This is a genomic window from Verrucosispora sp. CNZ293 (genome assembly GCF_002754655.1).
In genome coordinates, this window is record NZ_PEFR01000001.1 from 3,784,732 (window position 1) to 3,808,408 (window position 23,677).

Annotated in this window: 21 protein-coding genes; 12 read left to right on the forward strand and 9 right to left on the reverse strand. The window is 72.4% G+C overall.

The window, feature by feature from the left end; all coding sequences use genetic code 11:
• Nucleotides 1-83 precede the first annotated feature (83 nt).
• Nucleotides 84-1,712 carry an L-glutamate gamma-semialdehyde dehydrogenase gene (gene pruA, locus CLT74_RS17155; protein ID WP_099847440.1) on the reverse strand — a complete coding sequence of 543 codons (1,629 nt, stop codon included), beginning with the start codon at nucleotides 1,710-1,712 and terminating at the stop codon, nucleotides 84-86.
• 284 nt (nucleotides 1,713-1,996) lie between these two features.
• Here pruA and CLT74_RS17160 point away from each other — a divergent pair, with 284 nt between their 5' ends.
• Nucleotides 1,997-2,980 carry a hypothetical protein gene (locus CLT74_RS17160; protein ID WP_099847441.1) on the forward strand — a complete coding sequence of 328 codons (984 nt, stop codon included), beginning with the start codon at nucleotides 1,997-1,999 and terminating at the stop codon, nucleotides 2,978-2,980.
• A gap of 19 nt (nucleotides 2,981-2,999) precedes the next feature.
• On the opposite strand, the gene CLT74_RS17165 is transcribed toward CLT74_RS17160, so the two are convergent.
• Nucleotides 3,000-3,518 (reverse strand): DUF6912 family protein, encoded by a 519-nt coding sequence (locus tag CLT74_RS17165; RefSeq protein ID WP_099847442.1) that lies wholly within the window; start codon nucleotides 3,516-3,518, stop codon nucleotides 3,000-3,002.
• Between the two features lie 208 nt (nucleotides 3,519-3,726).
• On the opposite strand from CLT74_RS17165, the gene CLT74_RS17170 reads away from it, so the two are divergent.
• Entirely contained in the window at nucleotides 3,727-3,963 is a 237-nt protein-coding gene (locus CLT74_RS17170; RefSeq protein WP_199172207.1) for a helix-turn-helix domain-containing protein, read from the forward strand.
• 110 nt (nucleotides 3,964-4,073) lie between these two features.
• Nucleotides 4,074-4,763, forward strand: coding sequence for an Rv3235 family protein (locus CLT74_RS17175; RefSeq protein WP_099847444.1), 690 nt, complete (start codon nucleotides 4,074-4,076; stop codon nucleotides 4,761-4,763).
• A 136-nt stretch (nucleotides 4,764-4,899) separates the two neighbouring features.
• Here the strand turns inward: CLT74_RS17175 and secA are convergent, their stop codons facing one another.
• Nucleotides 4,900-7,827 (reverse strand): preprotein translocase subunit SecA, encoded by a 2,928-nt coding sequence (gene secA, locus CLT74_RS17180; RefSeq protein ID WP_099847445.1) that lies wholly within the window; start codon nucleotides 7,825-7,827, stop codon nucleotides 4,900-4,902.
• 161 nt (nucleotides 7,828-7,988) lie between these two features.
• Here secA and CLT74_RS17185 point away from each other — a divergent pair, with 161 nt between their 5' ends.
• Nucleotides 7,989-9,143 (forward strand): GNAT family N-acetyltransferase, encoded by a 1,155-nt coding sequence (locus CLT74_RS17185; RefSeq protein WP_486582369.1) that lies wholly within the window; start codon nucleotides 7,989-7,991, stop codon nucleotides 9,141-9,143.
• The gene (locus CLT74_RS17190; RefSeq protein ID WP_099847447.1) at nucleotides 9,140-10,267 is read left to right on the forward strand and encodes a GNAT family N-acetyltransferase; all 1,128 of its coding nucleotides are present in this window, start codon (nucleotides 9,140-9,142) and stop codon (nucleotides 10,265-10,267) included. The genes CLT74_RS17185 and CLT74_RS17190 overlap by 4 nt, the downstream gene beginning before the upstream one ends.
• An 89-nt stretch (nucleotides 10,268-10,356) precedes the next feature.
• On the opposite strand, the gene hpf is transcribed toward CLT74_RS17190, so the two are convergent.
• The 5 genes from hpf to mtrA form a co-directional block, all read right to left on the reverse strand.
• On the reverse strand, nucleotides 10,357-11,004 hold the full coding sequence (gene hpf, locus CLT74_RS17195; RefSeq protein WP_099847448.1) for a ribosome hibernation-promoting factor, HPF/YfiA family: 648 nt from the start codon (nucleotides 11,002-11,004) through the stop codon (nucleotides 10,357-10,359).
• 247 nt (nucleotides 11,005-11,251) lie between these two features.
• Nucleotides 11,252-11,914, reverse strand: coding sequence for a phosphoribosyltransferase family protein (locus tag CLT74_RS17200; protein WP_099852205.1), 663 nt, complete (start codon nucleotides 11,912-11,914; stop codon nucleotides 11,252-11,254).
• 43 nt (nucleotides 11,915-11,957) lie between these two features.
• Nucleotides 11,958-13,754: an LpqB family beta-propeller domain-containing protein gene (locus CLT74_RS17205; RefSeq protein WP_486582370.1), complete on the reverse strand. Its 1,797-nt coding sequence runs from the start codon at nucleotides 13,752-13,754 to the stop codon at nucleotides 11,958-11,960.
• Nucleotides 13,751-15,520, reverse strand: a complete 1,770-nt coding sequence (gene mtrB / locus CLT74_RS17210) for an MtrAB system histidine kinase MtrB (protein ID WP_099847449.1) — start codon at nucleotides 15,518-15,520, stop codon at nucleotides 13,751-13,753. The genes CLT74_RS17205 and mtrB overlap by 4 nt, the downstream gene beginning before the upstream one ends.
• A 12-nt stretch (nucleotides 15,521-15,532) precedes the next feature.
• Nucleotides 15,533-16,222, reverse strand: coding sequence for an MtrAB system response regulator MtrA (mtrA, locus tag CLT74_RS17215; RefSeq protein WP_093406568.1), 690 nt, complete (start codon nucleotides 16,220-16,222; stop codon nucleotides 15,533-15,535).
• A 209-nt stretch (nucleotides 16,223-16,431) separates the two neighbouring features.
• On the opposite strand from mtrA, the gene CLT74_RS17220 reads away from it, so the two are divergent.
• The 5 genes from CLT74_RS17220 to CLT74_RS17240 are packed head-to-tail and all read left to right on the forward strand — an operon-like array spanning nucleotide 16,432 to nucleotide 21,515.
• A complete protein-coding gene (locus CLT74_RS17220; RefSeq protein WP_099847450.1) occupies nucleotides 16,432-17,277 on the forward strand; it encodes a hypothetical protein in 846 nt (281 codons plus the stop codon).
• A complete protein-coding gene (locus CLT74_RS17225) occupies nucleotides 17,274-17,849 on the forward strand; it encodes a DUF4129 domain-containing protein (RefSeq protein WP_099847451.1) in 576 nt (191 codons plus the stop codon). Before CLT74_RS17220 ends, CLT74_RS17225 begins: the two co-directional genes overlap by 4 nt.
• A complete protein-coding gene (locus CLT74_RS17230; protein WP_199172208.1) occupies nucleotides 17,846-19,225 on the forward strand; it encodes a DUF4350 domain-containing protein in 1,380 nt (459 codons plus the stop codon). The genes CLT74_RS17225 and CLT74_RS17230 overlap by 4 nt, the downstream gene beginning before the upstream one ends.
• On the forward strand, nucleotides 19,222-20,208 hold the full coding sequence (locus CLT74_RS17235) for an AAA family ATPase (RefSeq protein ID WP_199172209.1): 987 nt from the start codon (nucleotides 19,222-19,224) through the stop codon (nucleotides 20,206-20,208). Before CLT74_RS17230 ends, CLT74_RS17235 begins: the two co-directional genes overlap by 4 nt.
• Nucleotides 20,205-21,515, forward strand: coding sequence for a DUF58 domain-containing protein (locus tag CLT74_RS17240; RefSeq protein ID WP_099847452.1), 1,311 nt, complete (start codon nucleotides 20,205-20,207; stop codon nucleotides 21,513-21,515). Before CLT74_RS17235 ends, CLT74_RS17240 begins: the two co-directional genes overlap by 4 nt.
• 36 nt (nucleotides 21,516-21,551) lie before the next feature.
• Here the strand turns inward: CLT74_RS17240 and CLT74_RS17245 are convergent, their stop codons facing one another.
• A complete protein-coding gene (locus tag CLT74_RS17245; protein WP_099847453.1) occupies nucleotides 21,552-22,562 on the reverse strand; it encodes a stage II sporulation protein M in 1,011 nt (336 codons plus the stop codon).
• Between the two features lie 41 nt (nucleotides 22,563-22,603).
• On the opposite strand from CLT74_RS17245, the gene CLT74_RS17250 reads away from it, so the two are divergent.
• The gene (locus CLT74_RS17250) at nucleotides 22,604-23,497 is read left to right on the forward strand and encodes an RDD family protein (RefSeq protein ID WP_486582371.1); all 894 of its coding nucleotides are present in this window, start codon (nucleotides 22,604-22,606) and stop codon (nucleotides 23,495-23,497) included.
• Nucleotides 23,494-23,646 carry a hypothetical protein gene (locus CLT74_RS30850; RefSeq protein WP_199172210.1) on the forward strand — a complete coding sequence of 51 codons (153 nt, stop codon included), beginning with the start codon at nucleotides 23,494-23,496 and terminating at the stop codon, nucleotides 23,644-23,646. The genes CLT74_RS17250 and CLT74_RS30850 overlap by 4 nt, the downstream gene beginning before the upstream one ends.
• The last annotated feature ends 31 nt before the right edge of the window (nucleotides 23,647-23,677 follow it).

Here is a 23,677-nt window from a genome sequence, read left to right on the forward strand (position 1 = left end):
CCCGGCTCTGCGGGCGCGGGGTCGACAAGGGCCCCTCCTGTCACACCATGAATGGCGTCGGGTCGGGGCTGGTCGTTACATTTTTAGCCCATGTGGGGGTAGGTGTGGTCGGTCGGCGGAACGAACGTCTCCTTGATCGTCCGGGGGGACGTCCAGCGGACCAGGTTGTGCCAGGAGCCCGCCTTGTCGTTGGTGCCGCTGGCCCGGGCACCGCCGAACGGCTGCTGCCCGACCACGGCACCTGTCGGCTTGTCGTTGATGTAGAAGTTGCCTGCCGCGTACCGCATCTTCTCGGCCACCGCGTCGACCACCCGGCGGTCGGTGGCGAAGATCGACCCGGTCAGGGCGTACGGTGCGATCGCCTCGGCCTGCGTGACCACCTCGTCGAAGCGGGCATCGTCGAAGACGTGCACGCCGAGGATGGGACCGAAGTATTCGGTGGTGAAGGTCTCGTGCCCCGGGTCGCCGCACTCGAAGATCGTCGGTCGGACGAACCAGCCGACCGAGTCGTCGGCGGTGCCGCCGGCGATGATCCGGCAGCTGTCGTCCGAGGAGATCAGCTCCAGTGCCGCGGTGTGCCGGGAGTACGCCTTGTCGTCGATGACCGCGCCGCCGAAGTTGCGGAAGTCGGTGACGTCGCCGTAGGCCAGCCCGTCGGCGGTCGCGGCCAGCCGGTCCCGCAGGCCACCCTCCCAGAGCGAGCGCGGGACGTACGCGCGGGAGGCCGCCGAGCACTTCTGCCCCTGGTATTCGAAGGCACCCCGGATCAGCGCGGTGTGCAGCGCGTCGACGTCGGCGCTGGAATGCGCGACCACGAAGTCCTTGCCACCGGTCTCGCCGACCAGCCGGGGGTAGCCCCGGTAGCTGGCGATGTTCTCGCCGACCGTGCGCCAGAGCTGCTGGAAGACCTTTGTCGACCCGGTGAAGTGGATGCCGGCCAGATCCGGATCGGCAAGCACCACGTCGGAGACCTCCTCGCCCCGACCGGTCACCATGTTGATCACGCCGGGGGGCAGCCCGGCCGCCTCGAACAGGCGCATGGTGAAGTGCGCGGCGAACTGCTGGGTCGGGCCGGGCTTCCAGACCACCGTGTTGCCGAGCAGCGCCGGCGCCGAGGGAAGGTTGCCGGCGATGGCCGTGAAGTTGAACGGGGTGACCGCGTAGACGAAGCCTTCCAGCGGCCGGTGGTCGAACCGGTTCCACACGCCGGGCGACGACATCGGCTGCTCGGCCAGCAGGTTGCGGGCGAAGTGCACGTTGAACCGCAGGAAGTCGATGAACTCGCAGGCCGAGTCGATCTCGGCCTGCACGGCGGTCTTCGACTGGCCGAGCATGGTGGCCGCGTTCAGGGTGTCCCGCCACGGTCCGGAGAGCAGCTCGGCGGCGCGCAGGAAGATCGCGGCCCGCTCCTCGAAGGGCAGTGCGCGCCAGCCGGGCGCGGCGTCCTTGGCGGCCCTGACCGCCGCCCGCGCGTCGTCGTGGGTGGCGTGCCCGGTCATCCCGAGTACGTGTTCGCGCTTGTGCGGCTGCACCACAGGGATCGGCTCGCCACCGGCCATCCGCTGCTCACCCGCGATGGTCATCGGCAGGTCGATCCGCTCGGCGGCCAGCTCGGTGAGCCGCCGCTGGAGACGTTCGCGGTCGGCGCTACCCGGCTCGTAGGTGCGCACCGGCTCGTTACGCGGCTCGGGTACGGAGAACACGGCGTCCATCAGGGCTCCTGGCGATCTCGACGGCGGTGGCGAAACCGGCCCCGCGGTGACGGGACCTGCGCCAATCCTCCCACGCCCAGCGTCGGTCGATCACACCCTGGCCGCCCATAGACCATTGATCAGGAGGCAGCTCAGGCCCCCTGGATCCGATTCGTGCCCGGAGGGGGCATACCACCGAAGAAATGCAGGCCCTGCGGGCTTCGGGCTCACGCCTGCCCCGGCCGCGTACGCTGGGTTGCCGGTGACGTTCCGGCCCGGTCGGGCCCGGCATCCAAGGGGAGACCATGAGCAACGAGCCCGGTGGGCCGACCGCCGCTCGGCCCGACCAGTCCGAGGCCACCGACCCAGATGTCGACGGCCACCCCGACACCGGCCGGCCGGCCCCCGCGCCGGGAGCGACGGCGCTGGCGTTGCTGGCCATCGGCTGGCTGGCCGCGATGCTCTGGTCGACCCGGGAGGCGATCAGTTCGGCGACGGCAGGTGTCACAGCTGTCAGTCTCTCCGCCTTCGCGCTGCCCGGCGTGATCTCGGCCGCGTTGGTGGCCGGTGCCGCCGTCGGGCTGGCCGTCGCCGAACCTGTCACCCGCCGGAGCGAACGGGTGACCCTGCGCTTCGCGGTGGCGGTCGGCGCCGGCCTGCTTGTCGGACTGCTCGCCGCGCTCGCGATCGACCTCAGCTACGCCGGCGATGTCACCACCCGCACGATCGCCGGCACCACTGCCGCCGCGGCCGTCATCGGCGGCGCGCTCGCCGGCGCCCGCAACGGTGCCGTGGTGGGAGCCGTTGCCGCCGCCGCGCTGGGCACCCTGGTGTTCGTGGTGGCGTTCAGCGTGGCCCGGGACCCACTGTTCAACCTCTTCGGTGCCGGCGACAGCCAGCAGTCGCTTGTCAACGCGGCCAGTTGGGTGTCCCGGACCGAGTCCCTGCTGGCCGGGCTCATCGCCGGTGGGCTGGCCTTCGGCTATCTCACCTGGGCGCGGCGACGAGCCGTACGCGACGGTGGCGGGGACGGGCCGCGCTGGCCTGGGTACCTGGTGGCGGGCGCGGGACCGGGCCTGCTGCTCCTGCTCACCGAGGTGATCATCCGGATCGGCGGGCGTTCGCTCATCGACCTGGCCGCCGCGCTCAGCGAGGCGGACGCGGTCGCGCAGACCTCACTCGGCACGTCGCGGGTGGACAACGCCATCTGGGTGTTGTTCGTCGGCGCGCTGACCGCAGTGGTCAGCTTCGGCCGTACGCTCGGCTCACCCGCGGACGACGAGGCGTAGTCGGCGGCCGGGGCGGCGGTCAGCTCTCCGCGGCGGTGGCGCGCAGCAGCGATTCCAGCTCGCTGGGGTCGTACCACTCCAGTTCATGGTCCTCGGCACCATCGACAGTGAACTGGGCATCGGGGTCACCGGCCAGAGCCTCCGACACCACCTGGACGGCGGCGGCGACGTCGGTGGCGGCGTCCACCCCGTCCATGTGCACGGCAGCGACGGCCGCCACCGGCACCGGGCCCCGCAACTCCACGACACTGGAGCCCAGTTCCCCGGCGCCCCGACCGATCACGGCGGCGGGCAGGTCCGCCGAGACGACCACCCGTCGACGCGGCGCGGCCGGGTCGTGGCGGATCAGTTGCAGGGCGTCCTGGGCTGCTCGGGTGAAGGCGACGTACTCCAACTCCTCCTCGTCGCCTTCCGCGTACCACTCCCGCAGCGTCGGGGTGACCGCGTGCGCCTGCGTCGCGGCGAGTCCCTGCTCCGGCAGTCTCGCCAGCATGGGCACGGTCGCCGGCACGTAGACCCGGACAAGTTCGTCGGTCACCGTGGTCTCTCCCCCGCTCTGCTCCGCCCGGCGGCGACACCGCCGGGCAGGCGTACGGCCCTGCCCGTTCGCCCTGACCGTCATACACCCCGTACCGCTTCCGTGGAAGTTCCGGCGGTTGGCCGGTGTGTCCCGCCGGCCGGGGACGGATTGGTCGGAGGTGCCGTCCGGTGGCAAACTGAGGCGAACGACGTCAACCCGGGGAGTTTTGGTGGAACCGAGGTTCCTGCTCCTGTCCGACGTGGCCACCGAGCTGAACGTGTCGGATTCGCAGGTCTACCACATGGTGCGCAGCGGCGAGCTGCCCGCTATCAAGATCGGCGGCCGGGGGCAGTGGCGGGTGGAGCGTGCTCGCCTGGAGGAGTACATCGAGCGCAAGTACGCGGAGACCGCCGAGTGGGTACGCGGCAATCCGCTCGCCGAACGCGATCCCGAGGAACGGTAGGACCGTGCGGCGGCATTGACCGTCAGCGTTGTCATGCCCGAGAATCAACCCTGTCGAAGGCAAACGAAGGCAAACGCAAGAAAAGTGGTTAGACGGCAGGGGGCAGCGCGATGACCGACCTCCGGCGGCCCGGGCCGACGCGCCCACCCGTGCGACTGCGACCGGCACCCGCCTTCGAGCCGCCCTGGGTCGACGAGGAGACCGCCGGGTGGCCCCGCCCGACCGACGGTCAGCTCGCTCTCGACCTCTTCGCCACCGGCCGCCCCCTGTCGGTCGGCCGTGGTCCGGAGCGGCCACCGCCGTCGTGGGGGGCCGCCCGCTCCGGCCGCCGGCCGATCGTCCCGGGTGCGCCGAGCTCCGGTGAGCCCGGCCGGCCCACCGGAGCCGGTGGGCCGGGCTGGCCCGGGCGCGGCCAGGACCCGACCCGACACCTGCCGCCCGAGGCGCTGGCCACGGCCACCGCGGCGGCCACCCGGGTCGCCCACCGCTTCATCGCCACCTGCCTGGAGGTGTTCAACGGCTTCCGGCCCCCGGTGCAGCTACGGCGTCAACTCGACCCGACCCGGGCCGCGCTGCTGCTACCCGAACTGGCCCGCGCCACCGCCCACGCGGCACCGCCTCGGCGACGCTCACCGCGCCCCGGGGTGCGGCTACGACGGCTCCGGGTCTGCGAGCCCCGCCCCACCGCCATCGAGGCAGCGGCGGTGTTCACCGGTGTCGGTGGGCGCAGCTGGGCGATGGCGCTGCGTCTGGAGCACCGGCGCGGCAACTGGCTCTGCACGGACCTGCGGGTCCTGTGACCTGCCGCTCTCGCGGGCGGGCAGCCCGACGCCGGATCACCGGGTCAGACAAGCTCGCGCCCGATCCCTGACCGGGTGACCCTGGTCGGGGCCACTCGATCCCGGATCGGGCGCGAGCTGTGGCGCAGGTGAATCCTCAGCCGGCCGAGGTGCCGCCGGGGGCACCGTGGCAGCGCTTGTACTTACGGCCCGAGCCACAGGGGCACGGCGCGTTGCGGGACGGGCCGTTGCTGGCGCTCGCCTGCCCGGGTGCGGCCTGACGGGCGCTGCTTACCGGAACCGCCGGGCCGCGCAGGCCGCCGGCCGGACGCTGCGGCGCGGTGGGTGCCGTCCGCCCCGGCCCGGCGGGTGCGGCCTGCTCCGGGCGGCCGATGCCGAGCGCGGGAGCCCGCTGCTCCTCACGCTGCACGGCGACGCCACCGGCACCGGCCTCACCGTCGATTGTCGGCGCGGAGTACTGGAGACCCTGCTGCTGCGGCGCCCGATCCAGGCCCTTGGCCCGGATCTCCACCGGCTTGTCCAGCAGCTGGACCTCCTCGGCCTCGGGCTCCGGCTCGTTGACCTGCACCTCGAGGTTGTAGAGGAAGCCGACAGTCTCCTCCTTGATGCCGTCCATCATGGTGGCGAACATGTCGAAGCCCTCCCGCTGGTACTCCACCACCGGGTCGCGCTGGGCGTACGCCCGCAGCGAGATGCCCTCCTGGAGGTAGTCCATCTCGTAGAGATGCTCACGCCACTTGCGGTCGATGACCTGGAGCAGCACCATCCGCTCCAACTGCCGGGTGCCCTCGGCGCCGAGCTGCTCCTCACGCCTGTCGTACGCGGCGTTCGCGTCCTCCTTGAGCCGGGAGAGCAGGAAGTCCGCGTCGATGCTGGCCCGTGACCCGCCGGCCTCCTCCTCCAGCTCCTCGATGGTGATGCCCACCGGGTAGAGCTGCTTGAGGCTGGACCAGAGCTGATCAAGATCCCAGTCCTCGGCGTAGCCGTCCGAGGTGGCCCCCCGCACGTACGCCTCGATGGTGTCGTCGATCATGTTGCGCACCTGCTCGGAGAGATCCTCTCCGTTGAGCACGCGCAGCCGCTCGGCGTAGATCACCTGGCGCTGCTTGTTCATGACCTCGTCGTACTTGAGGACGTTCTTACGGATCTCGGCGTTCTGCCCCTCGATCTGGGCCTGGGCGCTCTTGATCTGGCGAGTGACCATCTTCGACTCGATGGGCACGTCCTCCGGGATGTTGAAGCGGTCCATGACCGCCTCCACCGCACCGGAACGGAAGCGCTTCATCAGCTCGTCCTGCAGGGACAGGTAGAACCGTGACTCGCCCGGGTCGCCCTGCCGGCCGGACCGGCCACGCAGCTGGTTGTCGATCCGCCGGGACTCGTGCCGCTCCGTGCCCAGCACGTAGAGCCCACCGGCGGCGGCGACCTCCTCGGCCTCCGCGTCGCAGGCCTGCTTCCACTTCGGCAGGACCTCTTCGAGGGCCTTGTCGTACTCCTCGGCGTTCTCCAGCGGGTCCAGCCCGCGCTGGCGCAGCTCGTTTGCCGCGAGGAACTCGGGGTTGCCGCCGAGCAGGATGTCGGTGCCCCGGCCGGCCATGTTCGTGGCCACCGTGACCGCGCCCTTGCGACCTGCCTGGGCGACGATCTCCGCCTCCCGGGCGTGGAACTTCGCGTTGAGCACCGAGTGCGGGATGCCCCGGCGGGTCAGCAGCTTGGCCAGGATCTCGGAATTCGCCACCGAGACCGTGCCGACAAGCACCGGCTGGCCTGCCTGGTGCCGCTCGGCGATGTCCTCGATCACGGCGTTGAACTTGGCCTGTTCGGTCTTGTAGATCACGTCGGCCCGGTCCTCGCGGACCATCGGCCGGTGGGTCGGGATCGTCACCACGCCGACCTTGTAGACCTTGTTGAACTCGCCCGCCTCGGTCTGCGCCGTACCGGTCATGCCGGCGAGCTTGTCGTAGAGGCGGAAGTAGTTCTGGAGGGTGATGGTGGCCAGGGTCTGGTTCTCCTGCTTGATCTCCACCCCCTCCTTGGCCTCGATCGCCTGGTGCATGCCCTCGTTGTAGCGGCGACCGTGCAGGATGCGGCCGGTGAACTCGTCGACGATCAGGACCTCACCGTCGCTGACGATGTAGTCCTTGTCGCGCTTGTACAGCTCCTTGGCCTTGATCGCGTTGTTCAGGTAGCCGACAAGCGGAGTGTTCACCGACTCGTAGAGGTTGTCGATGCCGAGCCGGTCCTCGACCTTCGCCACGCCCCGCTCGGTCACCGCGATGGTGCGCTTGGAGTAGTCGACCTCGTAGTCACCAGCGCCGTCCTTGCCCGACTGGAGACGAGCCACCACCCCGGCGAACTCGCCGTACCAGCGGGCGGAGTGCTCGGCCGGGCCGGAGATGATCAGCGGGGTACGGGCCTCGTCGATCAGGATCGAGTCGACCTCGTCGACCACGGCGAAGTTGTGGCCGCGCTGGACCAGCTCCTCCTTCGACCAGGCCATGTTGTCGCGCAGGTAGTCGAACCCGAACTCGTTGTTCGTGCCGTAGGTGATGTCGCACTCGTACGCCGCACGGTGCTCGGCCGCCGGCCGGTTGGGCAGCACCACACCGACGGTCAGGCCGAGGAACTCGTGCACCCGGCCCATCCACGCGGCGTCGCGCTGGGCCAGGTAGTCGTTCACCGTGACCACGTGCACGCCCTTGCCGGACAGCGCGTTGAGATAGACAGGCATCACCGAGGTCAGGGTCTTGCCCTCACCGGTCTTCATCTCGGCGATGTTGCCGAAGTGCAACGCCGCGCCACCCATCACCTGCACGTCGTACGGCCGCTGACCGAGCACCCGGGCCGCCGCCTCCCGGCAGACCGCGAACGCCTCAGGCAACAGGTCGTCCAGGGTCTCGCCGTCGGTGAGGCGTTCCCTGAACTGCTCGGTCATGTCGCGCAGCTCATCGTCGGTGAGGTTGACGTAGTCGTCCTCGATCGAGTTGACGGCGGCGGCAATCGCCTTGAGGCGGCGCACCATGCGCCCCTCGCCCGCGCGGAGGACCTTTTCCAGAATCGACACGGATCAACGCTCCCCTAGACAGTCTCGAACCATCGTAGGCGTTCCATCGGGCCGATGGTCACTGGTGGCGGTGGTCGGCCATCGCGAAACCGACATAACACTCCCCGCTCCCTTCCGCGTCCCGGTTATCCGGTTACGCCGTGGGCGAACGATCCGGCACGATGACTCGGGTGGAGCCCGTGGAGATCATCGAGGAGGGCCTGGCACTGCGACCGTGGCGGGCGACCGACGCCGACGCCGTCCACCGCGCCTGCCAGGATCCGGACATTCAGCGTTGGACCACCGTACCTCGCCCGTATGGGCATGAACACGCGCGGAGCTTCGTCGCGGACCGGGCCCGGCAGTGGGAACTCGGCACCGCCGCGCCCTTCGCGGTCTGCGACGCCGCGACCGGCGAGCTGCTCGGTGCCTGCGGGCTGAACACCATCGACCGTCACCACGAACTCAGTGAGATCGGATACTGGACCGTGCCGTGGGCGCGTGGACAGGGCGTCGCGGTCCGGGCCGTCCGGGCCGTCGCCCGGTGGTCCTTCGACGAGCTGAAACTGCGACGGCTGCTCTGGGGCGCCCAGGTGGGCAACCACGCCTCCCGGCTGGTCGCGCTCCGGTCCGGTTTCCGGATCGAGGGCCGGCTGCGGGCCGCCGACCCGGCGGGCGGCGTCCACGAGTGGTTCGGCACGTTGCTGCCCGGTGACGTACCGGCACCCGGCGAGGCCGGTCCGGCCGGTCCGGGAACGCTGGACGCCCGACGCGCGGTCGTCTTCGGCCGGCCGCAACCGACCCTGTTCGCGACCGCCGGCCCGCAGGAGTTGAGCCTGCGCCCGATGGAGGAACGCGACCTCGACGCGATCGTCACCACCTGCCAGGACCCGGATACGCTGCGCTGGACGACGGTGCCGGAGAACTACACCCGCCCGGACGCCGAGGACTTCCTGCGGTTCGTACGGGGCACCTGGGCGTCGGGCACGTCCGCGCACTTCGTCATCGCCGACGCCACGGACCGCTACGCCGGCTCGGTGGACCTGCGTTTGTCGCCTACCGACCCGCTGCTGGCCGACGTCGGCTTCATGACCGCGCCGCACGCCCGGGGGCGTGGTTACCAGCCGGCGGGGCTCGCGGCACTCTGCGCCTGGGGCTTCACCGCCCTCGGGCTGGCCCGGATCGAATGGCGGGCGAACGTCGGCAACGTCGCCTCCCGCCGGGCCGCCGAGAAGGCGGGCTTCGCGATTGAGGGCACCGCTCGCGGGGCCCTCAACCACCGGGGCGCCCGCATCGACGCCTGGGTCGGCGCGCTGCTCGCGCAGGACCTGTCATGACCGCGCCGCACCGCAGCGCGCAGCGGATCGAAGCCCACGGGGTGCGGCTGCGGCCGTTCCACCTCGGTGACGTGGCCGACGTCGTCGCCGGTTGCGCTGATCCGCTCACCCAGCGGTTCCTCGACGGCCTGCCTGACCCGTACACCGAGGCCGACGCCCGCCTGTGGATCACGGAGAGCGCGCCGGCCGCCTTCGCCGGTGGCGGGGCCGCCTACGCCATCGCCGACCCCGCGACCGACCGGCTGCTCGGCACCGTGGGTCTGAGCCATGTGGTGCCGCAGCGGGGCCAGGCCGAGATCGGCTACTGGGTGGCACCGTGGGCGCGCCGCGCTGGGGTCGCGACCGCCGCCACCCGGGCCCTGTCCGAGCACGCGTTCGCCACCGGCACCGCCCGGTTGGAGTTGCTCACCCGGGTGGAGAACACGGCCAGCCAACGGGTCGCGCTGGCCGCCGGCTTCCGTCCCGAGGGGGTACGCCGAGCCGCGTTGGCAGTTCGAGGCGGCGGCCGGCGGGACCGGATGGTGTGGGTACGACTCTCCGACGACCCGCCTGGACCGGCGGAGCGCCCGCTGCCGGACCTGCCCGACGGCCGGCTCACCGACGGGGTGGTCGTGCTGCGCCGGCTCGGGCCGGAGGACACCGAGCAGACGTACCGCCTGCACAGCGACCCGGAGGTGGTGGCCAGCCGGGTGCCGCCGGGGGCACCGACCCGGGACGAGATCGAGCGACGCTGCCACGGTGCGGAGAGTCAGTGGTTGGTCGGCACCGCCGCCGCCATGACCATCCTGGACGCCGTCTCCGGGGAGTTCGCCGGCAACTGCATGCTCCTCCCCGACCAGCCCGACAGCGGCCAGGCGATGATCGGCTACAGCCTGCTGCCACGATGGCGCGGACGCGGCCACGCCAGCCGCGCCGTACGGCTGCTCACCAGGTGGGGGTTCGACCACGTCGGGCTGTCCCGGTTGTGGGCCGGCACCCTGCCGGAGAACGCCGCCTCCCAGCGGGTACTGGACAAGGCCGGCTTCCGGCGGGAGGGGCTGCTGCGCGGTCGACTGCCCGGCGCGGCCGGCAGCCGGGTCGACTCCACGGTCTACGGCCTGCTACCGACGGATCCGATCGGCTGACGCGGGCCGGTGGTACGGGCGGACGGCCCAGGTCCGGCACCCCGCCGACGGTCCGGGTCGGTGGGTGCCGACCCGGGCCGCCGTCCCGGTCAGATGTCCAGCGAGATGATGCCGTAGTCGTAGGCGTGCCGCCGGTAGACCACGCTCGGGCGGCCGGACTCCTTGTCCTGGAACAGATAGAAGTCGTGGCCCACCAGTTCCATCTGGAACAGGGCGTCATCGATGGTCATCGGCTCGGCCGGGTGCACCTTCTCCCGGGCGATGTGCCACGGCTGGTCGTCGGCGTACTCTTCCTCGGGCCGTTCGGCCACCGCGGTGGCGGTGCTGGTCTCCGCGGCGCTGCTGGTCTCCGCGGGGGCGGAGAGCGCGGGGAGGTCGGCCACCGGCAGGCCGGCGGTCGCGGCGGCGACCGACAGCGGCGCGTGCCGGCCACGGTGTACCCGCCGCCTGTCGGCCGCGCGACGCAGCCGGGAGTCGAGCTTGGCGATCGCCGAGTCAAGCGCGCTGTAGAAGTCGCTGGTGCAGGCCTCGGCCCGAATCACCGGGCCACGCGAATAGCAGGTGATCTCCACCCGCTGGCAATGATCGGCCTGGCGCGGATTGCGCTCGTGGAACAGTTCGACATCGACACGAATGAGCTTGTGGTCGTAGCGTTCGATCTTCGCAAGCTTGTCTGCTACGTGCACCCGGTAATGATCCGGCACTTCGACGTTACGGCCCTTGACCACGATGTCCACGTGACCTCCCTCGTTCGGACGGTCTTCGATCCGGAACTCCGGTCGCGCCCGGGGGACGGCCCCATTCGGCGTCGACCGGTCAATCGGCTACGCCTCCTCTCACCGCCGGGAGCGGGTGGGATGGCCTTCCTACCCCCGACAGCCAAACGCTAACTCCTGTTAGCCCGACAGTCACCCCCGGTCGCCACAACCGCCCGGAGAATTTCCACACCTCATACACGAAGGGGTGAAACGGAAACACGATCGGTCACTGTTGGTGCCTTTTCTGTGTCGCCGCCAGCACCGCCGCTCCGAACGGCGACAACCCCCGCACGGTCAGTACCCGACTGACCGCGGCGAGGGTCGCCCCGGTGGTGACGATGTCGTCCAACAGCACCACCCGCGACCCGGCGACCGCCGGGCCCCGGCCCGACCGGGCCCGGAAGGCGGCGGTGGCCGCCGCCGCCCGGCCCGCGCTGTCCAGCATGACCGAATCCGGTCGGGGCAGGGCGCGTACCGCGTTGTGCACCCGCACCGGCCAGCCCGCAGCCCGCAGCCGGCGGGCGCAGTACCGGGTCAGCCGACCCAGGTGGTCGCCGTAGCGGGCCCGGGCCGCCGCCGGGGTGTCCGGCACCGGCACCAGCAGTACCGGCCCGACCGGACCGACCGCCGTGGCGACGACCTCGGCGAGCAGCGCACCGAGTGGCCGGGCCAGGCCGTGCCGGCCGTGTTCCTTGTACGCCAGGAGCGTCTCCCGCAACGGCCCGCCGTACGGGCCCAGGGCGTGGCAGGGCGGCAGGCCCGGCGGGGCGGGGACAGGCCGCACCGGCCCCGGGCGCAGCGTCCGTAGCGCGTCGACGCAGTCCGGGCAGACTCCGTGCCGCAGCCCCGGGCGGCGTTCCCGGCAGCCGGCGCACTCGGTGGGCAGCAGCAGGTCGGCCAGGTCTGCCCAGAGCCCGCCCGTCACGGTCGGCTCAGTAGAGGAAGACGGGTGCGGTGGGGTTGCCCGGCCGGACGCCCGCCGGCGGCGGTGTCACGTCCTGAACCTGCTCCCGGTTGATCCGCTCGAACGGGTTGCTGCGGTACGCCACCCCGTTTGCCTCGTACATGAACGAGCCGGCCAGCGGGGACCGCTCGGGGGTGGCGGGGTACGCGGCGAGGTGGTCGACCTGGCTGCCGGTGTCCTCCCGCAGCGGGGTCTCCAGGGCACCGTCCACGCTCACCTCGTAGATCGCCGGTCGACCGGCCGAGCCGGCCACCAGCAGGCGGTTCGCCGCCGACCAGTCCACAGCGGTGGCGCCGGTCAGCGAGCTGACCAACCGCCGGGCCGGGCCCACCGTCGGCACCCCGCCCTCCCAGTTGATCGTGGCGACGTGCAGCGCGCCGTCGATGATCAGCGCGAGCCGGTGCCCGTCCAGCGCCGCCGACACGGCGCTGACCCGGCCCGGCAGACCGAGCTGGACCTGCCGGGTCGCCGCCTGGTCATCGAAGCGGTAGAGCCGGCCGTCGGCGACCACCAGGCCGGCCGGGCGGGCACCGTCGCTGCGGATCCAGACCGGGCGGCTCATCGCGGCGTACCGGTTGGGCCCGGTGGTCAGGGTTTCCACCGTGCCGCCGCCACGGCCCACGGCCAGCCGCTGCCGCCCGTCCTCACCTGCCACCACGACGGCGGCCAGGACGTCCGCGTCCACGCGGCGCAGCCCGGCGGAGACGATTTTCCGGTTCACCTCGGGGGCGACCGGCACCGGCCCGGCGGCCTCACCGGCCACGGTCAGCGAGTGGATGGCCCCCTCGTAGACGCAGTATCGGCGGGCGTTGACGTCGATCAGGTCCAGCGGGTTCAGCCGGCGCTGCTCCTCAAGGTCGATCACCTTGCGGGACTGGTTGAGGATCTTCACCTCGACGGTGCCGTGCAGTTCCCGCAGCGACCACGCCAACTGGGTGCCGAGCTGCTCCAACCGCCGCTCGTCAGCACCCGGCATGTCGAGGTTGACCTCCCACCGGCCGTCCGAACCGGTGGCATTGTTGATCATTTCGGTGCGGTCGGGCAGACCGGAGACGCCGACCCGCAGCCAGTCCGAGGGACCGGCGGTCAACCACCTGATGACCTCGCTCACCCGACGCTCCGCCGGCACAGCCGAGGAGAGGTACCGCTGATCGGGTACCAGCCGGGTGCGGTCGGAGTTCCAGAAGTAGATCGCCTCCGCCTGGTAGAACCGGCGCAGCGCGTCGTCGCTGAGCAGCAGCACGTTCGGCGGGTCGCTGACGTAGTAGCCGGCGTCCTCATCGCCCACCGGACCGGCACTGACCAGCCGGAACTCGTACGTCGGCTCGGTGGCCACCGGCGGCACCAGCATGCCGTTGGTCCGCAACAGGCCGACCTGCTGCACGCTGATGGTGACCTTCATGCTGTCGACGTCCGGTTCGATCACCGGATCGTCGGTGAGCCGCACCACCGACAGCGCCACCTCGCTGCCCTGCTTCTCCGGCAACCCGCTGCGTTCGGAGGTGGCGATGAACCGCTTGACCCGCTCGTACGCCCGGTCCGGCTCGCCGGCCGCCGCGGCCAGGAAGTTGCGCACGAACGCCTCGGCGTCACTGCCGCTGGCCTCCCGGGTCGGCGGCTCGGTACCGCGCCCCAGCGACCAGTTCGTCTCCGCGGCCGGGCCGCGCTGCTCGACCTGCACCTCGCTGCGGTCGGGGATCCCGCAGCCGGCGGCGACGGCCAGCACCAGCGCGCCGCCGAGGGCTCCGGTCAGCAGTCGCCTCACGAGCCCACCTCCGCGCGTCGCTGTTCCGCAGGCGGTGTCGGACCGGGCGCCGGGCCGATGGCGAGCGCGCCGGCCGGGCCGGGCCCGATGGCCAGGAGTCCCCCGGCGGGCGTGCCGCCGAACGGCAGCTCGGCGTCGGCCGGCACCAGTCGCAACGGCGAGGTGGTCAGCCGGTCACCAGCGCGCGCCGGCAGGGTGAGCCGGAACTGCGCGCCCTGCCCCGGCGCGCCCCACGCCTCCAGCCAGCCGCCGTGCAACCGGGCATCCTCCAGGCTGATCGACAGGCCCAGCCCGGTCCCGCCGGTCTGCCGCGCCCGCGACGGGTCGGCCCGCCAGAACCGGTTGAAGACCAGCTTCTCCTCGCCCGGCTTGAGCCCGACGCCGTGGTCGCGGACGGTCAGCGCGACGGCTGTCTCGTCCATCCCCAGGGTGATCCGCACCGGCCGGCCCTCGCCGTGCTCGACAGCGTTGCCGACCAGGTTGCGCAGCACCCGTTCGACCCGGCGCGGATCTATCTCGGCGATCACCGGGGCGGCCGGGACTTCCAGCTCGATGCCCACCCCGACCCGCTCGGCCAGGCCGGCCAACCGGTCGGCCACCCGGTGGACCACCGGCACCAGGTCGGTCGGCTCGGCGTCGAGCACCGCGAAGCCCGCGTCGAACCGGCTGATCTCCAGCAGGTCGGTGAGCAGTTCCTCGAAGCGGTCCAGCTCGGCCTGGAGCAGCTCGGCGCTGCGGGCCACCGCCGGATCGAAACCGTCCCGCTCGGCGAAGATCAGGTCAGCGGCCATCCGTACCGTGGTCAGCGGGGTCCGCAGTTCGTGCGAGACGTCCGAGGTGAACCGGCGTTGCAGCCGGGACATCTCCTCCAGGCGCAGGATCTGCCGTTGCAGGTTCGTGGCCATCTGGTTGAACGAGGCGGCGAGCAGCGCCAGGTCGTCCTCACCGTTGACGGCCATCCGCTGGTCGAGCAGGCCCGCCGAGAGTCGCTGGGCGGTCCGGGCGGCCACCCGTACCGGGAACACCACCAGCCGGGTCACCAGCGCGGCGAGCAGACCGAGCAGCAGCACGAGGGCGACTCCGGTGGCCACCACGGTGGCCCGCGCCTGTGCCGCCGTGGCGTCCTGGAGAGTCAGCGGCACGAAGTAGTAGAGCTCCACCTGACCGAACCGGGTCGGCACCGGAGAGCCGTAGACGAGGTACTTCCGCTCGACGTCGCCGGTGAGCCGGCCGGTACGGATCTGGTTGGCCACGTTGCCGTCGGCCACCGCGGCCCGCAGCTCGGGGCTGATCAATGGCCGGACGTCCGCCGACGGCGAGGTACGCGCCTCGATCACCCCGGGCCAGTTCTCCGCGGTGAGGGCCACCACCACGCCGCTGTTCTGCTGGGGATCGCCGCCGGCGAGATAGGTGACGGTGCCGTCGATCGTCTCCTGGAGCTGGGCCTCCTGGGGCTGGCTGTAGAGGCTGAACTGCTTCGCCGCGTACTCCGCGCCGTTGAGCAGCCGCAGCTGGACGTCGGTCTTGGCATTGTCCAGCAGGATGCTCGTGATCTTGTCGGCGATCAGGTAGGCGAAGCCACCGACCAGCAGGCTGGACGTCACCAACGTGATGGTCACCACCCGCACCTGCAACGAGCGACGCCAGGTCTGGTGCAGCCGCGCCAGCGACCGGGCCAGCCGACCACTGACCCCACGCCACAGCTCCCACCCGGGGCCACGCCGGCGGGAGGTCGGGTCGAGATCGGGGATCGGGGAGGTGGTCACAGTGCGACCAGGCTATCCGGTACCCGCCTTGTAGCCCACGCCGCGAACGGTGAGGATGATTTCCGGTCGCTCCGGATCCGGCTCGATCTTGGCACGCAGTCGCTGCACGTGCACGTTCACCAGTCGGGTGTCGGCCGCGTGCCGGTATCCCCAGACCTGCTCCAGCAGCACCTCGCGGGTGAAGACCTGACGCGGCTTGCGGGCGAGCGCGACAAGCAGGTCGAACTCCAGCGGCGTCAGCTTCACCTCCTCGCCGTTGCGGCTGACGGTGTGCGCCGGTACGTCGATGGCGATCTGGTTGCCGGGCGGGCCGATGGTGAGCAGTTCGGGCGCGGCGTCCTCGCCACGGCGCAGCCGGGCCCGCATCCGGGCCACCAGTTCCTTCGGCTTGAACGGCTTGACCACGTAGTCGTCGGCGCCGGACTCCAGGCCGAGCACGACGTCGACGGTGTCGCTCTTGGCGGTCAGCATCACGATCGGCACCCCGGATTCGCCCCGGATCGCTCGCGCCACGTCGATACCGCTCATTCCGGGCAACATCAGGTCGAGCAGGACGATGTCGGGCCGATTGTCACGGAACGCGGCAAGTGCCCGTTCCCCGTCCGCCACGAACGAGGGCATGAAGCCTTCGCTGCGCAGCACGATGCCGAGCATCTCGGCGAGCGCGGGGTCGTCGTCGACCACCAGTACCCGGGCTCTCATGGGGTTAATGGTTCCATCCCGTCAGTTCGGTGGACTCGGCGTCACCCGCACGCTACTGCCGTCAGGGGGGCCGTGCCCAGCACCGCTCGGTTGTACCGCCCACACGTGCCATCCCGGGGGGCGGGACTGCGCCCCGGGCGACCGCGCGTGTCAACATGATCCCCGGGTGCGCCGCAGCGCGCCACCGTCACCGCCCATCAGGAGTACGCGTGCCCGAAACAGGCCCGACAGTCGTACTCCCCGGCCGCCCGCTCACCATCGGCGAACTGCTCGACTCGGCAGTGCTGCTGCTGCGCGGCCGGGCGGCGGTCCTGCTGCCCCTGGCCGCCGTACTGGCCGCCGGTGAACAGCTCCTGCTGCTGCCGCTGCGGACCGCCATGGGGGCCACCGGGCCGTTGTGGTGGCCGGCCGGCATGGACGAAATCGGTCTCTTCTGGTTCCTGCTCGCCCTCGGCGCCGCGACCGAAGCGATGATCATCCTGTTGCTCGGCAACCCGGCCGCCCGCGCCGCCGCCGGCGCGCTCGTCGGCCGCCGCCCCGCCACCGCAGAGCTGTTGGGCTCCAGCGGCAGCCGCTGGGGTGCCACCGCCCTGCTCTGCCTGGTGGTCGGCGCGGTCATGCTGCTCGCGTCCCTGCTCGGCCCGGCCTGGCTCGTCGGGTTCGCGCTGCTGGGCGCGGTGGCACCGGCACTGGTGATCGACCGGGTCGCGCCGGTACGGGCGATCAGCCGCGCTGTCGCCCTCGCGTCGCGTCTGGGCGGCCGGGCCGCCGCGCTGCGGCTGCTGGGGTACCTGGTCTGGTGGATGATCCGGGTCGGGCTCGGCTGGGGGTTGTTCACCGGGCTGGCCGCACTCGACCTGATCACCGAGGGCTGGGCCACCGCCCTGGCGATGCTGGCCTGGGCGGCCGTGAACACCGTCGCCTACGCCGCGCTGGCCTGCCTGGACGCGGTCGTACACCTGGAGACCCGGATCCGCACCGAGGGCCTGGACATCCGGCTCTCCCGCACGCCCGGCGCACCAGCGACCACGGAGCTACTGGCGGTCGGCGGATGAACTTCAGCCGGTGGTGGACCGAGACCACCGCCGCCCTCGGAGACCACCTGCCGTTGCCGCTGGCCGCGCTGCTGCTGGTGCTGGCCACGGCGCTGACCGCGACCGCCTGGTACACCTTCCCCGCCTGGCTGCCCCGCCGGCTCCCCCGGCCTCGCCGACGCCGCTCCGCCCGGTCGCAGGAGCGGGAGCCGGAGACCGAGTCGCCGGTGACAGTCATCCCGCGGCCGCCCGCGGGCCCGGTCGGCACGGTCGTGACGGCCGACCGGCTGGCCGCGGAAGGGCGCTACGGTGACGCGGTTCGCGAGCGGTTGCGCGTCATGCTCCACCAACTCACCGAGCGACAGGTGGTACGGGTGCGGCCCGGCATGACCGTCACCGAGGTGGTCACCGAGGCCACCGCCAACCACCCACCGGCTGGACCGCCGCTGACCGCCGCCGCCGCCATCTTCTCCGAGCTGTGGTACGCCCAACGCCCGGCCACCGCCGACCACGATCACCGGATGCGCGGCCACGCCGGTCAGCTCGGCGACGTGCTCGCCACGGTCACCCGTCCGACGGGCGACGACAGGTGAGCGCGCGCGGACGCCGCCACCGGATCGTGATACCGGTGCTGGTGGCGGTGCTGCTGACGGCGATCACGCTTGTCACCCGTGAGATCGACCAGCCGGACCAGACAGACCGTGGCTTCCTCTCCCCCGCCGCGACCGGTGACCACGGCGGCAGCCGGCTCGCCGCCAGTCTGGTCCAGCGGGGGGTGGTGGTGCAGCGGGAGACCGACACGATCCGCGCCCTGGTGGCCACCCGACCCGGCCCGACCACCCTGTTCGTGCCCGCGCCCGAGCTGCTGCACCCGCGGACCGTCGGTTACCTGGGTCTGCTGCCCGACGGCACCCGACTGGTGCTCGTCGACCCACCCCGGCGGGTGCTGGCCGCAGCCGGCCTGCCGCTGCGCCCGGCGGGCCGGCGGTGGGCGACCCGGGCGGTGCCACCACACGGGCAGGACAGCTCCTGCCCGCTGACCGAGGTCGTCCCCGCCGCCACGGCCGCCGTCGCCCGCCAGCGGTACGCGCCCACGGGTGCTCCGGGCAGCGTCGACCTCTGCTACGCCGCCGGTCTGGCCCGCCTGCCCGGTGCCGCCGAGAGCGTGGTGGTGGGCGCCAGCGACCCGTTCCGCAACGGCCGGATCGACGAATGGGACAACCTCGCCTTCGCCACCGGCCTGCTCGCCACCTCCGGCCGGGTGGTCTGGCTCGACCTGGACGGCCCGGCACCAGCGCCACCCGAACCCAGCCCAGCGCCCACCCGACCGTTGCCGGACCGCGACGACGACATCGACGAGCCCGGCGATCTTGAGGACCTGGACGGCGGGGGGAACGGCGAGACGGTCCCGGGGGGTCGTCCGGGCGGTGAGGCGTCCGGCCCCGGTGGGCGAGGCACCTCCGGAGAACCCAACCCTCTCTGGTCGGCCTTCCCGCCGTGGTTCTGGGCGCTGCTGCTGCAACTCGCCCTGGCAGCGCTGCTGATCGCCGTCGGCCGGGCCCGCCGCCTCGGCCCGCCCACCCCGGAACCGCTGCCGGTGTCCGTACCGGCCGCCGAGACGGTCCTCGGCCGAGGCCGGCTCTACCAGCGGGCACACGCCCGGGAGAGCACCGCCCGGGTGCTCCGCAGCGCCACGCTGGCCCGACTGGCCCGGCGGCTGCACCTGCCCGCCGAGGCCCCGCCCGGCACCGTCGCCGCCGCCGTGGCCGCCGGGACCGGCGACCGACCCGACGCCATCCACGAGCTGCTCTACGGCGACGCGCCGCGAACCGACCGGGACCTGCTGGAACTGGCCGGCGACCTGGACCGGGTGACCCGTGCCGGCGGGTCGTCGCCCGCGCGGCCCGTCGCCGACCGGCCGGCCCCGACCCGGCTGCCGAAGCCCCGATCCGAAGGAGACCTCCGGTGACCCGACCCCCGTTGACCGTGGACCCACTCGCCGCCGACCCCACCCGGGCCGCGCTGCACCGGCTCCGCGCCGAGGTGGGCAAGGCGGTCGTGGGCCAGGAGGGCGTGGTCACCGGACTGATCGTCGCCCTGCTCTGCCGTGGTCACGTGCTGCTGGAGGGCGTGCCGGGGGTCGCCAAGACGCTGCTGGTGCGTACCGTGGCCGCCGCACTGGACCTGACCTCGCGGCGGGTGCAGTTCACCCCCGACCTGATGCCCGGCGACGTCACCGGCTCGATGGTCTTCGACGCGCGAACCGCGGCGTTCACCTTCCGGGAGGGGCCGGTCTTCACAAACCTGCTGCTCGCCGACGAGATCAACCGCACCCCGCCGAAAACCCAGTCCGCGCTGCTGGAGGTGATGGAGGAGCGGCAGGTCACCGTGGAGGGCGAGCAGCGGGTGCTGCCCGATCCGTTCATCGTCGCCGCCACCCAGAACCCGGTGGAGTACGAAGGCACCTACCCGCTGCCGGAGGCCCAACTGGACCGGTTCCTGCTCAAGCTCACCGTGCCGCTGCCCAACCGGGACGAGGAGCTGGGTGTGCTCCGCGCCCACCATGCCGGCTTCGACCCCCGGGACCTGGCCGCTGCCGGCGTACGGCCGGTGGCGGACGCGGCCGAGCTGGCCGCCGCGCGTGCGGCGGTGGGTCGCGTCCACGTTGCCGATCCGCTGCTCGGCTACGTCGTCGACCTGTGCCGGGCCACCCGCGCCACCCCGGCGTTGGAGCTGGGCGCCTCGCCGCGCGGTGCGACAGCCCTGCTCGGCACCGCCAAGGCGTGGGCATGGCTGAACGGACGCGACCACGTGGTGCCCGACGACGTCAAGGCGATGGCGCGACCCACCCTGCGGCACCGGCTGCGCCTGCGGCCGGAGGCCGAACTTGAGGGTGTCGGGGTGGATCCGGTCCTGGACACGGTGCTGGCCACCGTGCCGACCCCGCGATGACCTGGCGGGCGGCGGCGCTGCTGGCGGTGGGCGCGCTGACCCTGCCCGGATGGCCGGCGCCCTTCGTCGGGGTGGCGGTGATGGTCGGCGTGGTGCTGCTGCTCGTCGGCATCGACCTCGCGCTCGCCGCGCCGCTGCGGGCGCTGACCGCCGAGCGGGCCGGAGAACGGGCGGTACGGCTCGGCGGCACCGCAACTGTCACCCTCTACCTGCGCAACTCCTCAAGCCGGCCACTGCGCGCCCGGGTCCGCGACGCCTGGGTGCCGTCGGCCGGAGCCCGACCGGAGGTGCCGCCGACCCGGGTGGTGCGCGCCGCCCCCGGTGAGGTGCTCGCACTGCCCAGCCACCTCACTCCCACCCGCCGTGGCGACCGGCCCGCCGTGGCCCTGACCGTCCGCTCGTTCGGGCCGCTCGGGCTGGCGTTCCGGCAGTTGGACGACCGGCCTGCCACCCCACAGTGGACTCTCCGGGTGCTGCCCCGTTTCGATTCCCGCCGACATTTGCCGGAGCGGCTGTCGCGGCTGCGCGTCATCGACGGCACACAGGTCGGCCGGGGACGTGGGCCGGGCACCGAGTTCGACGCGTTACGTGAGTACGTGTCCGGCGACGACGTCCGCTCCATCGACTGGCGGGCCAGCGCCCGGCGCGCGGAGGTGCTGGTCCGCACCTGGCGTCCGGAGCGGGACCGCCGGCTGATCTGCGTGCTGGACACCGGCCGCACCTCGGCCGTACGGGTGGGCGACGAGCCGAGGCTGGACGCCTCGATCGAGGCGGCGCTGCTGCTCAGCGCGTTGGCGGCGCGGGCCGGCGACCGGGTGGACGTGCTCGCGGCGGACGCCGTGTCCCGTGCTTCGGTGGGTGGCGTCGAACGTCCCGGTCAGTGGAGCCGGCTGGCGCACGCGTTGGCCCCGCTGCAACCCACGCTTGTCGAGACCGATTTCCGCCTGATCGCCGGTGAGCTGCTGCGGCGACACCGCCCACGCAGCCTGGTGGTGCTGCTCACCGCGTTGGAACCCGGCGCGCTCGGCGAGGGACTGCTGCCGGTGCTGCCACGACTGGCCGCCCGGCACCGGGTGCTGGTGGCTGCGGCACAGGACCCCGTCCTCGCCCGGCTCACCGCCACACCCCCACGGCGTGCCGAGGACGCCTACGCCGCAGCCGCCGCCTGGCGCACCTTCGCCGAACGCGACCGCCTCACCCAGGCGCTCACCCGCCACAACGTCACAGTCCTCGACGCCCCCGCCCCCCACCTGGCCCCCGCCCTGGCCGACGCCTACCTAACCCTCAAATCCAAAGCCCAACTCTGATTCCCCCCACCCCCACCAACCCCGTTGATCATGAAGTTATCGCCACCCGGACGGCGTGTCGCGGGCAACAACTTCATGATCAACGGGGTTGGTGGCGGGGTTGGTGGCGGGGCTGGTCGTGCGGGAGCCGAGGAGGAGGACGTAGGTGAGGAAGGCGAGCCAGGTGGTGGCGCCTATGGCGATGCGTAGGGGGGTCGGGAGGGGGGCGGGGGTTACGAAGGCCTCGATCACCGCGGCTACGGCGAAGAGGGCGACCAGGCCGACGGCGACCAGGACGCCGTCGCGGCCGGCCCGGGCCACCGCCTGCCCCCGGGTCAACTGCTCCGGCGGTGCGATCCACGCCCACCCGATGCGCAGCCCCACCCCGGCCGCGACGAACACCCCGGTCAGCTCCAGCAGGCCGTGCGGGGTGATCAGGCCGAAGAAGACGTCCGCCCGGCCGTAGGAGACCATCACCCCACCGACCACGCCGATGTTCACCGCGTTCTGCCAGAGCAGGTAGCCGACCGGGACGATCAACACGCCCGCCGCCAGGCACTTCGCCGCCAGCCAGGCATTGTGCGTCCACAGGTGGAAGGCGAAGGTCGGCGCGGAGAACTCCGTGTAGTACCCCGCGAAGCCGGACTCGACAAGTTCGGCGGCCTCGTCGTCACCGATGAACGCCGCCGCCGTCTCCGGGTTGTCCGCCACGAACCACATCAGGGTGAAGGTGAGCAGGGTGAAGGCGGTCGCCACCGCACACCACCACGGCGCGGCCCGCCAGATCGCGCCGGGCAGGCCGGCCAGCAGGAACCGCCGCACCGCCGCCCAGGTGGGGTGGGGCCGCGCGGTCAGCCGCGCCCGCGCCCGGAGCACCACCTGGGACAGCTCACTCACCAGCGCCGGGTCCGGCGAGCGGCTCCGCAGCACCGACAGCTGGGTGGTGGCCCGTTGGTAGAGCGCCACCAGCTCGTCGACCTCGGCCGGGTCGAGCCGACGCTGAGCACAGAGCTGATTCAGCCGACGCCACTGTCCGCCGTGCTCCGCGACGTACGCGTCGACATCCACCAGCCACCTCCGACCGCGCGATCATAGTGTTCACTGTCGGGGTGAGCACAGCGGCGCGAGCGTGGACCGCCCCGGGCTGGGGTGACGCCGGGCTGGTCAGCGGCGAGGCGGTCGAGCTGGACGTGCGGGCCGCGCGGATCGGCTCCCGGGTGCTCGCACTCCTGCTCGACGTGCTGGTCCAACTGGCTGCCGGGCTGTTGCTCGCCGCGCTGGCCGGGCTGGTCCTGGCCGCACTGCCGTACGGGTTGCTCGACGCGGCGATGGAACGGGCGCTGCTCACCATCGGGCTCGTCCTGCTGCTGGTCGGCTATCCCGTGCTCTGCGAGCGGTTCAACGACGGCCGCACGCCGGGCAAGGCGGCGGTCGGGCTGCGGGTGGTGAGCGCCGACGGGGCCCCCGTCGGGTTCCGGCAGTCGTTGACCCGGGCGCTGGTCGGGGTCGCTGTGGAGTGGCCCGGTCTGGTGCTGCCGCTGTTGTCCTGGGCGGTCGGGCTGACCGTGATGCTCAGCGACGGCCGTGGCCGGCGGCTGGGGGACCTGGCAGCCGGCACCCTGGTCGTGCACACCCGGCCCGCGACGAGGTGGCGTCCGGTGCCGGCGACGGTGCCGGCGTTGGCCGGTTGGGCGTACTCCCTGGACCTGAGCCGGTTGGACGCGGAGCTGGCGCTCGCCGTGCGGCAGTACCTGGCCCGGGCCGCCGGGTTCAGCCAGCCGGCGCGCGGCGACCTGGCCCGACTGCTGTGGCAGCAGGTCGCCGTGGTGACCAGCCCGCCGCCACCGCCCGGGCAGTCGGATGCGGCCTGTCTGGCCGCGGTCATCGCCGAGCGGCATCGGCGGGCCCGCCGGGTGCTGGCCGGGGAACGCGCGCTCACCGAGTCGCTGTGGCCGCAGTTCCGGGCGGCACCGGCCGACGATCCACCTGGGAGGGCGGAATGAGGGCTTTCGTGCCGTGGCTGGCAGTGCTCGCGGTGGTGCTGCTGCTCAGCGCGCTACGGCTGCGCACCCTCGCGGCGCTGGTCTCCGTGGCCTGGCTGATCTGGTGTGTCTGGACCTGGGTCCGCCCCACCCGGCAACGTCCCCGCTGACCGAGCCACCGGGCCGCACCGCCTCCCGGAC